The sequence below is a fragment of the Allocoleopsis sp. genome (assembly GCF_036703385.1).
Lineage (GTDB): Bacteria > Cyanobacteriota > Cyanobacteriia > Cyanobacteriales > Coleofasciculaceae > Allocoleopsis.
In genome coordinates, this window is record NZ_DATNPA010000325.1 from 1 (window position 1) to 10114 (window position 10114).

The window sequence follows — 10114 nt, forward strand, 5'->3', positions numbered from 1 at the left end:
GACAGTTTATATTCATCAGGAGTGCGAACATCTACAAGCAAATAATCGCTTGCCTTACTATCAATTAATTGCTTCAGTTGCTGTACGCTCATCACTGGCGTCTCTGCCTCCTGAACCGCATACCCAACTACAGGCCAATCTGCCGCCGCCGCAACAGGAACACCCGCTTGAATCAGGGGTCTCAGCAAATCTGAATTGTAACGCACAGCCAAAACGGCTGCGACCGTTCCTACAGCTACAACTAAAGCACAGCTGGATAACCAAAATTGCAGCTTAGAGCGTGAATTGGCAGAGCTTAGCTGATTTACAGACATATCCTTCACAAGTTCTACAGAAGAGACGAGCCAAATTTGGAAGATATCAAGCTTTAGGCCCACGTTTATATCCTAATAGACGTGAAACAAAAATCATAAAACTTTAGATATCTCTTTTTAAATAATTTAAAGAAAAAAAGATTTTTAAAGCCTATATAAAGCAAAATCCCCTACATAGAGCGTGGGGACTTAAGAGAATTAATCAACTGGCCTTGGATTCAGGAAAAGCTGAAAGCGATAAGCGCCAAGAGTAACTTCAGCCAGTAGTTAATTTAATTTGATGCGAGGTTTTTCCTCAATGGAATTCAGAGATGGCTGCCACAACTCTTGCTTGATCAGCTTCAGTCAAGTCATTGTAAAATGGCAAACGAAGTAAGCGATCACTCACATCTTCAGTCACTGGACAGTCACCTTCTTTACCGCCAAACTGCCGCCCCATCTGTGATAAATGCAAAGGCAGGTAATGAAAAGCGCTGATAATATTTTGAGCCTTCAAATGAGCAATCAAAGCTTGGCGCTTTTCCAGTGAAGGCATCAGTATGTAGAACATATGATAAGCCTGTTCACAGTCGTCTGGCACAATCGGGAAACGGACATTATATTTTTCAGCCCAGTCTTGAAGATGCTCGTAATAATACTCCCATATCTGCTGCCGCTTGGCCTGAATTTGTTCGTAGACTTCTAGCTGAGCATACAAGTAGGCAGCAAGCATGTCCGAGGGAAGATAGCTTGAGCCAATATCAACCCAAGTGTATTTGTCCACCTGACCGCGATAGAAGCGACTACGGTTAGTTCCTTTCTCACGAATAATTTCAGCGCGTTCAATATACTGGGGATCGTTGAGCAGCAGTGCCCCCCCTTCTCCACAGTTAAAGTTTTTTGTCTCGTGAAAACTCTGAGTAGCCATACAGGCAAACGTACCCAGATACTTCCCTTTATACTTGCCAAACAGCCCGTGAGCATTGTCTTCAACAACCGCGACGCCAGATTTTTTCGCAATCTCCATAATGGCGTCCATTTCACACCCAACACCGGCATAATGTACAGGGACAATAACTTTGGTACGGGGTGTGATTAGTTTTTCTAGTTTGTTTTCATCCAAATTGAGCGTATCTGGGCGGACGTCGCAGAAGACAGGGTAAGCACCCCGTAGAACAAAGGCATTAACAGTAGAAACAAAGGTAAATGAAGGAACAATAACTTCATCTCCTGGCTGGACATTTAGTAACAGCGCTGCCATTTCTAAGGCATGAGTACAAGAAGTAGTAAGCAGCGCTTTATCGACTCCCAATGTCTGTTCTAAGAAAGTATGACATTTCTTGGTAAAAGGACCATCACCGCAAGTATGTACGTTCTTGATGGCCTGTCGGATATACTCAAATTCTTTCCCAGCAGCAAAAGGTTGGTTAAAGGGAATTGTGGACAACAGAAACCTCCGCTTTTCTTGTCGTTAGAATGTGCTATTAACTGGCGTCAATTTTATCCATATCCAGCTAAATTAGCACGATTATAAAGAATTCTTTGTATAGGTCATTAGTTTTCATTTCTCCTTTATCAAAAAATTATAACCCCACTGCAATTCTTCCATTGTCACAACCCAATAATTATTTTTTCAATTAAAAGCAATCCGCAAAAATGCTAACAAATTTCACGAGTTTTTTTGCTGAGATGCCAATTTAATCCCTGATAATGTTATCAATTACACAATCCAAATTGAACTTTTCGTTAGACCTAAAAAGTTGAAGGAAAAAATACTCCAGCAATAGACAGTCTTTTTTTAGTTGGGAAGGATTTGAGCAGAAAAAGACTGATATAAATTTTAGAGAGAACAATTCCCCGTCCAATCCGTTGAATTAAGGCTCAGAAGGCTCAACCGAGTCCCGCTCTGTACGAATCCACTTGGTTTGCGGGCGAATAAGAAACCCCAGATAAAGAGGAATCTTCCACAAAATGTAAAAAGGCACAGCTAAAAGTGCTGCAAGGGGTAACTCAGCTCGACCAAACTTAGCCCAAGCACCAAGAATTGAAATAAAAATGAGCAATCCTTCAATTGCTAAAATAAGGGCTGGAATCCATGAAACTCCCAGCTTCCCCGCTATTAATGCACCCCCCATAACAGCAGCCCAAATCATCACTAACAATGAGAGTGGCGGGACACAAAGTTCTAGGACAAGCGCAAGTAAATCAAAACGTTTTTGAAGCAAAGCAGCTCTTAACAGCCGGGGAATTTGTGTCAGCAAAGTCTGCAAATGACCATGCTCCCAGCGTGTCCGTTGGCTCTTGGCAGCTTGGGTTTGCTGTGGGAGACGCCCTATTACTTTGGCATCCCGGCAAAATAGGGGAGGTTGACCAGAAATCGCCAGATCTACAGCCAATTGCATATCCTCGACAATATTGCCACTCGCCAAGGCTGCATTCGCGATCGCAGACCAAGGAAAAGCCATCCCCGTACCCGTTAACAGGCAAGGCAACCGCAGTTGCGCCAATCCACTCGGACGGACCAAGTTCTTCACCATAAACGCCAGTGCCGAAACTGAGTCTTTCGGTCCTGGCTTAGCGGGTTGTTCCATGAGGTAGATAGCTTGAACGGGTCGTTCATTTGCCGCAGCAACAGCAGCAATCCGCTCAATTGCTCCTTGAAGAACAATACAGTCAGCATCGACCATCACCACAACATCTGGTGGGTCTTCCTTAATGGACTGCAAGCCATAATCCAAAGCATACCCTTTGCCCCTTCGCTCAAAGTCCTGTCGTTCAAGAACAATCACATCAAATGGGTGTCCACTCTGCGCTTGTTCGTTCGACTCTACACCGCTAGCACAGCAGCGCTTTGCGATCGCAGCTGTCTCATCACTACAGTTATCAGCAATGACGACAAGGCGGTCTTGAGCCGTTAACTGAGGCAATATTGTCTCCAGCGTTGCAGCAATTCCTTGCGCCTCATTGTGCGCGGGTACTAAAACAGCGACCCTCGGTCGAGGTGTACTAGCAGCGCCTGACTCAGATTGACCCGATAACAAGGCTGCACTGCACTCTATAAAAAGAACTGCGATTGGAACTCCAAGTCCAAGAGCGATTATAAATAGGGCAATATCAACAAATAAAAACACTGGCTGACTCGTTGAGAAACAAATTGAATCTGCTTGGCAGCAAATTAACGGGCTAGATTGTATTCCACCAAGTTAGCCCTTCATTACGGTCACCGACAATACCAAAGGAGCAAACAATAGTAAGGAAAAGCCTGACAAATGAGCAATTCGCCTCACCCTCCTAGGAAAATAGAAGTCAGGAGTCAGGAGAGCTAAAACCTATAATTAAACCCAGCTATTTCTCAGTACTGAGTCGTTCCATAGACCGTTGTACCATCAGGCATAATTGCCAAACTCAAATCAGCACCCCTGAGATTAGCCTTGCTTAGAATAGCCTTAGATAAATCCGCGTAACGCAGGACAGCATTACTCAGGTTCGCCCCCGTTAGGTTGGCTCCTGTCAGGTGTGCACCGACTAAAGTGGCTTGACTCAGGTTAGCATTCTGTAGCTTAGCTTCAATAAGATCAGAATCCCGAAGCTCAGTACGGTACAAAGTCGCGCTACTTAAATTCGCCTTAGTCAGGTCGGTATTGAGAAGCTGAGCGTTACTGAGATCAGCACCTTGCAAGTCACTCTCTTTAAAATCAGCACCATCTAGGTCGGTATGGGTCAAGTTAGCCTTATTCAAACGCGCGCCACTCATTTTTGCATCTTTCAGCTTGGTATTCTTGAGATTTGCGCGCGAAAGGTCGGTATTTCTTAAGTCAGCACCACTCAAATCCAGTCCACTTAAATTTATATCGCTGAGGTCACAGCCGACACATCTCTTTGTTTTCAAAATCAATGCAACGTTGACTTTTTGAGCTTTTAGCGGTTTAACTGCCTTTTGAATATTTTCCAGAGGCTTAAATTTCAGCGGTTGGCCAACATTTTCAGCAACGGAGAGGCGAACAGCAATGGGGAGTATGGCAGCAGCTAATAGCGTTACAAGTATAATAATGGTTCTTAAGTTCATACGCCAAAGCCTGCAAAGTTTGAGTTGTGACTATCCCTTCATTTACATTACTCACTCAATACAACAAAAGACAGGATTTCAAGATTAAAGTTTTAATAAAGCAAAATCAACTTCACTCCTAAAGCCTTGATTTAGTCATTAAACACCCTAATTTTTTCGTGAAAATCGCCAGCCCGACCTGAATACAAAAATGGCGGAAGCAAGTCTGAGCAACTTGCGTCCAACAGGTTTGTTCTTGCATACACTAAAGACTAAGGCTGATTAACAAAGCCTAAACCCTTATTCAGTAAGTTCTGTAAGGATTTTACGCTTGTACCCGCACCCGATCAATATCTCCTTGGGAGCGGGTTACTTGAGGGGGTTCAATACCCCTTGAAGTGACAAGTTCCGAATCAATTCTCTGAGAACATCTGATTGAGTTCTTTCTGTTAACTGACAATATTTGGCTAAGTGTTCATATTCACGGTCTGAGACTCTGGTAGTAACTTGTTTCATCGTTGCCGATTTGCTTTCAATTTGCTACCATTATAGGAGTTACAATTCCTACCAGCCGCCTACAAGGCTCTAACAACGATACTTCATCAAAGCATTACAACGATTGCTAACGCATCTACAACGCTACGCATGATTTTGGCAAAGAGCTAAAAACGATAGCTGCGTAAGCAGAATGGCAATGCAAGAATTCATCAACACAAGCATCACACCAACGCTGGTGGCTTCAAAAACGATTATTTAGGCATCGCAAGTCTCAAAGGACAACTGAGTAAGGGTGCACCTAGAACTACCAGAGAAATCATCCCGATAATCCCCAAAGGAAGCGGAATGTGTGATAGAAGTGCAATTTTTCAGTTTCTCCAGGTGCGCTACGACTGCTGTAAAGGTGAACCCTCGCACGTCTGTACAAAATTCACGCACTAGTTACCACACTTCACGGCTTGGAGCAGTTGAAGATGAGTAGTTACCCCCTTAGCAACGTTTTACTTCCTGCTGTCATTATTTCGAGTGCCGTCTTTTCTACTTTGACCGTACCGTTTGCTTTTATCAATAAAGAACCCATTGTTGTTGAAGTTCCGCCCTTTTTTAGTGGCGAAATTCAACCCATCTTTAATGGCGAACATAAAGACGTGGCAATTCCCTATGTAGGATTTGCCATTGTTGTCAGTGTCGGAGCAGGTATGGCTAGCGTCGAAATCACCCGGAGGTGGAACGCTTACCGCGAATCAGCACTCGCCCATAAATTTGGAGAAAACTTACAGTCGAATTCGCTAGAACAGGAAGCCCAACGAGAAGCAATAACTCTGCCTGAATACCGCCCAGAAATTTCAGCTCTAGACCTTCCTCTGAGCGATGATATTTTCTCAAATCAATCTCCAACCCTTCTTGATAGCACCCCTGCTTTTCAAGGCATTCCTACTGACAATCTAGAACAAGTTGTTGACACTACTCAACAACTTGAACCTCAAGTAACTCTACTTCAGCTCAATACAACTCTCTCAACTGGATCAGAACAACCAAACTTGCCTCCAGAACTAGATCAGGCTAAATCAGTTGAAATTGGAACCGCTGAAGTCAACCAAGAGTCTACTGTTCATAGTTTAGACCTAGCTGCCAGTAAAATTCTTGAATCGCCAACTCAATACCAACGCTGCCGCATCCAGGTCCCCCATTTAAAACAACGCTTATTAGCAATCCTTGTTGAGGGTCAATACTACAGCTTCTTCAGAACTGAAACAACAAAAGAGAAGGTTTTAGACATCATAAATAAACTCAGTCATAAAATCCATAAATTCGTTATTACTAAAACAGAAAGAGGTTATTTCATTTGGGTTTGGCAACCGGAAGCGTCTTCAAAAGTATCATCTTAATATTCTAGATTAAAGCTAACTTTTGAGACACTAAACAAGGTTAATAAACATCTTTTGAAGGGAGAGTACATTTCTCTCGTCGCAACGCTTTTAGGTAGAACTCTTGAACTACAGCTCGACAACTAAATGATATGGATGCTGATGAATTAGTAAAGCGATATGCCGTAGGGGAAAGAGATTTTAGTGGAACCGACTTAAGTAAGGTTAACTTGAATGAGGTCAACCTCCAACAAGTTAGTTTATGGCGAGCCAACTTAAGTAGAGCCACTCTGACTCGTACCAACCTCGCTGGAGCAGATTTGTTTGGAGCCAACCTGAGTGAAGCCAACTTGAGTCATGCCATTCTCTGTGGTGCGAACCTGAGTGAAGCCAACTTGAGCCGTGCTGTTCTCCAAGAGACTAATCTTCAAGTCGCACTCTACAACGAAGCTACTCTTTTTCCCCGAAATTTCGACCCCGTTGCAGCAGGAGCCTATTTAATTGCTCCTCAGGCTCTATTGGCGGGTGCAAACTTGAGTGGAGTAGACCTAAGTAGCGCCAATCTCACTGGTGCCGATTTGAGTCAGACAGATTTATGGCAAACCAGCCTGAAAGATGCCATTTTAAACAAAGCAAATTTAAGCAAAGCTTGCTTAATAGGAGCTGATTTGAGTGGAGCTAACTTGAGCGGAGCTGACTTACGGCAGTCCAACCTTTTAGGAGCCAATCTTCTCAACACTAATCTCCTAGAAATTAACCTTCAAGAAGCACTCTACGACGAAGCCACCCAATTTCCTAAAAGTTTTGACCCAGTCCAGGCAGGAATGCATTTTATTGCACCAGGCACGTCTCTTCGAGAAGCCAATCTCAGTGGGGCAAACCTCAACGGCATCGATCTGTGCGAAGCGAATTTATGCGGAGCTGACTTAAGTCAAGGAAATTTGTTTGGAGTCACTCTGGAGAAAGCCAATCTCAGTGGAGTTAAACTCAGTGAAACAATCCTGTGGGAAGCCGATCTTAGTGGTGCTGATTTGAGGGGAGCTTTGCTCGATAAAGCCGACCTCTGGCAGGCAGAATTAAAGGGAGCAGACCTAAGTGGAGCTGATTTAAGAAAGGCTAATCTATTGGGAGTAGACCTTCATTCGACAAATCTTAATAATGCCAATCTTCAGGAAGCCTTCTATGATGAAACAACTCAATTTCCTGAAGGGTTTGACCCTAAGCAGCAAGGAGCCTACTTAATTGCCAAAGGTGTGTCACTCCAAGGGAAAAATCTCAAGGGAGCTGACTTCAGGGGAGCCGATTTGAGGGGAGCCGATTTGAGGAAATCGAACCTTTTTGGGGTAAACTTCAGCTCGACGAACCTCAAGGAAGCCAATCTTCAAGAAGCGTTTTATGATGCCGCGACGAAATTTCCTGAAGATTTTGACCCCAAAAAGCAAGGAGCCTGCTTAATTACCAAAGGCGTATCACTCCAAGGAAAAAATCTCAAGCGAGCTGACTTCAGTGGAGCTGATTTGAGAAAGGTCAACCTATTTGGCGTAGATCTCCGCTTCACCAACCTTGAGGGTGTAAACGCTCAGGGAGCCTTTTATGATGAATTAACTCAATTTCCTGAAGGGTTTGACCCCACTGAGGCTGGGCTGTACCTAATTACCCCTGGCGGTTTACTGCAAGAAGCCGATCTCAGTGAGACAAACTTAAGTGGAACTGACTTAAGTAAGGGTAACCTGAGTAAAGCCGATCTGAGTAAGGCCGATCTATGGGGAATGAACTTGAGTGAGGCTGACCTCAGTGGCGCTAATCTGGAAGGAGCCAATTTATGGGGAGCTAACTTAGCAGCCGCAAATTTAAGCGATGCAAATTTGAGGGGGGCAAACCTAGAGGAAGCCGATCTGTCAGGAGCAACCTTAACGGGTATAGACCTGAGTACGGTCAATTTAACACAAGCCAGTCTAGGTGGGGCAATCATGCCAGATGGAACCATCTATAACGAGAAAAATCCTTCCCCAAACTTGTTCCCAACTCCAGAACCAGAACCTCAGTAACTTGACAGAAAATCGAAAAGAAAACGCAGGAAGTTCTACATCCGGAACAAAACTCTTATTGAGGAGAATGTCAATCGGACACTTCCCTCAAAGCTTCATCCAACAACACCCGCACAATTTCCGCCTTCTTTTTGCCTGTCTTTGCTGCTAAAAGAGACAGTTTCCGGTGCATTGATGCAGGCAAATCAACCGTAAAGCGAATTGTAGCTTCTTTGGGTGGGGTTTGGAATTTATCCATCAACGGCAAGTTTTTGGATGGTTTTTCCGTCGCCTCTAATGGTGCGTTTGCTGAAGATTCCGAAGGTTGTTCTGAGGAAGCCAAAGATGAGTTCTGTTTCGAGGAAAGCTTGGGCTCTTTTGAGGGCGCTTTTTCACCATAGATAAACTTCTGTGCCAGGATATCATCTAAGGACTTCCGACCTTTTCTAGAACTCATAACATTGACAAAATTTCTTTGAACAATCGCTCATATTCCTGCACTGATTCTTTTGCTCTTGCACTAGGAAAATCCCAGACTGTTGCAGATTGACCCGAAGTATCTGCGATCGCTTGCTTTTGATGAATCACAGTTTTAAGCAGGCTCACCTCCGGAGTTTTACTCAAAAGAGCGATCGCTTCATCTTTAAGCTTCGTACCTTTCACCGCTCTGCTCAGAAACACTGCGGCGTCTGGAGAGCCACCTCTGACTGACTGAGCTTGCCTGATTAACCTCATGGCATCAGACGCTGATCGCAAATCAACACCTGTAGGCTGTACTGGAACAATGGCTAGGTCAGCACGAAACAAAATTGCACGAGTCGCCTCAGCTAAAGAAGCCGGGCCATCAACAATAACCAAACTATACTGCCCTGCTAGCTCCGGAATCTGCTCTAGCAAATCATCAGGAGTCTGCACCACCTTATAAGGAACTGCCACCTCCATCCCTGACAACCACTCTGAGCTGGACTGCTGGGCATCAGCATCGACCAACAGCACTCTCTTGTTCTTTTTAGTGGCTAGCCAGTAGGTGAAGTGAACGGCTGTGGTCGATTTTCCGCAGCCCCCCTTTTGATTAATCAAGGCAATGATGGTCATACAAGCGTAATTACTGCCTTACTTAATGCATTATTGCAGTAGAACTTGACAACAGCCAACTCGACCCTAAGTGGCTGGAAATCTGACCTTAGGGAAATGTAAAGAAAAGTACAGTTGTTTTAAGAAAGCTGTAATATTTTTGAAATGAGCAAGAATTCTCACTCAATTTAAAAATCGCCGACCGCCCAAAAGCATAATAAGGTTGGTATATAGGAAACTCTACCTTGGTCTTCTCAACCTGGGTAGAGTTTTCACGTTGATAGCGTATTTTTGAGCAGACCAGAAGCGATAGCACAAAAAAGCCCTCTTCGCATCTACCAACGGAGAGGGCATCCGTTCAAAAGCCTACAGATAACCTACTCAGCCAAGGTGAATTATTTGGGGTACGGCAATTACATCAGCGAAAACCGTGGAGCTGCCAGACTCTTGATACTCCTATGGCAAACTCTAGTGAGTTTTCTTTATGACTTCTGTAACCAAGTCTTGAGATGCCAACGTGTATATCGGTTTCGTGATGGGTGAAACAGCGGTTTTATTGTCCCGTTGGCTAATCCGATTCCTATTGAAAAACTTTAGGGATTTATCGGCTCATCTACCTGCTTAACTGCCACTATCCTCCAATTGTCCATTTTTTAAGCAGGAGAAATAACTATAATAGTTTTCCTGAAATTGAAAAAGTTCCTACTTCTCTCCAATTAAATGAGAAATTATTCGGAGTCAGCATTTCAGAATGGAAAATTGGCTAGTTTACTCCCGCATCATTGGTGTCAACTTCTAAATGGTTAAATA

The 10114-nt window shown here is 43.9% G+C and carries 7 protein-coding genes and 1 pseudogene; 2 read left to right on the forward strand and 6 right to left on the reverse strand.

Features of this window, described 5'->3' with window-relative positions; genetic code table 11:
- The 4 genes and pseudogenes from V6C93_RS16100 to V6C93_RS16115 all read right to left on the reverse strand — a co-directional run.
- A pseudogene (locus V6C93_RS16100) lies at positions 1–377 on the reverse strand (hypothetical protein); the annotation flags it as partial.
- Positions 378–609: 232 nt separating this feature from the next.
- Positions 610–1740, reverse strand: a complete 1131-nt coding sequence (gene rffA, locus V6C93_RS16105) for a dTDP-4-amino-4,6-dideoxygalactose transaminase (protein WP_333477683.1) — start codon at positions 1738–1740, stop codon at positions 610–612.
- A 427-nt stretch (positions 1741–2167) separates the two neighbouring features.
- Positions 2168–3424, reverse strand: a complete 1257-nt coding sequence (locus V6C93_RS16110) for a glycosyltransferase family 2 protein (protein WP_349262731.1) — start codon at positions 3422–3424, stop codon at positions 2168–2170.
- Positions 3425–3645: 221 nt separating this feature from the next.
- On the reverse strand, positions 3646–4359 hold the full coding sequence (locus tag V6C93_RS16115; protein WP_333477685.1) for a pentapeptide repeat-containing protein: 714 nt from the start codon (positions 4357–4359) through the stop codon (positions 3646–3648).
- Between the two features lie 950 nt (positions 4360–5309).
- On the opposite strand from V6C93_RS16115, the gene V6C93_RS16120 reads away from it, so the two are divergent.
- Together V6C93_RS16120 and V6C93_RS16125 are read left to right on the forward strand one after the other, a co-directional pair.
- Positions 5310–6224 carry a TetR family transcriptional regulator gene (locus V6C93_RS16120; protein ID WP_333477686.1) on the forward strand — a complete coding sequence of 305 codons (915 nt, stop codon included), beginning with the start codon at positions 5310–5312 and terminating at the stop codon, positions 6222–6224.
- Positions 6225–6355: 131 nt separating this feature from the next.
- A complete protein-coding gene (locus tag V6C93_RS16125; RefSeq protein ID WP_333477687.1) occupies positions 6356–8251 on the forward strand; it encodes a pentapeptide repeat-containing protein in 1896 nt (631 codons plus the stop codon).
- A gap of 70 nt (positions 8252–8321) precedes the next feature.
- On the opposite strand, the gene V6C93_RS16130 is transcribed toward V6C93_RS16125, so the two are convergent.
- Complete coding sequence (locus V6C93_RS16130; protein WP_333477688.1) at positions 8322–8687, reverse strand: hypothetical protein; 366 nt, start codon at positions 8685–8687, stop codon at positions 8322–8324.
- A complete protein-coding gene (locus tag V6C93_RS16135) occupies positions 8684–9325 on the reverse strand; it encodes an AAA family ATPase (protein ID WP_333477689.1) in 642 nt (213 codons plus the stop codon). The genes V6C93_RS16130 and V6C93_RS16135 overlap by 4 nt, the downstream gene beginning before the upstream one ends.
- Positions 9326–10114 lie beyond the last annotated feature (789 nt).

What these genes read in the sequence shown, in the direction of transcription:
- V6C93_RS16130 (WP_333477688.1), bottom strand. Translation starts at nt 8,687, where the DNA reads ATGAGTTCTAGAAAAGGTCGGAAGTCCTTAGATGATATCCTGGCACAG.
- V6C93_RS16135 (WP_333477689.1), bottom strand. Translation starts at nt 9,325, where the DNA reads ATGACCATCATTGCCTTGATTAATCAAAAGGGGGGCTGCGGAAAATCG.
- V6C93_RS16125 (WP_333477687.1), top strand. Translation starts at nt 6,356, where the DNA reads ATGGATGCTGATGAATTAGTAAAGCGATATGCCGTAGGGGAAAGAGAT.
- V6C93_RS16115 (WP_333477685.1), bottom strand. Translation starts at nt 4,359, where the DNA reads ATGAACTTAAGAACCATTATTATACTTGTAACGCTATTAGCTGCTGCC.
- V6C93_RS16120 (WP_333477686.1), top strand. Translation starts at nt 5,310, where the DNA reads ATGAGTAGTTACCCCCTTAGCAACGTTTTACTTCCTGCTGTCATTATT.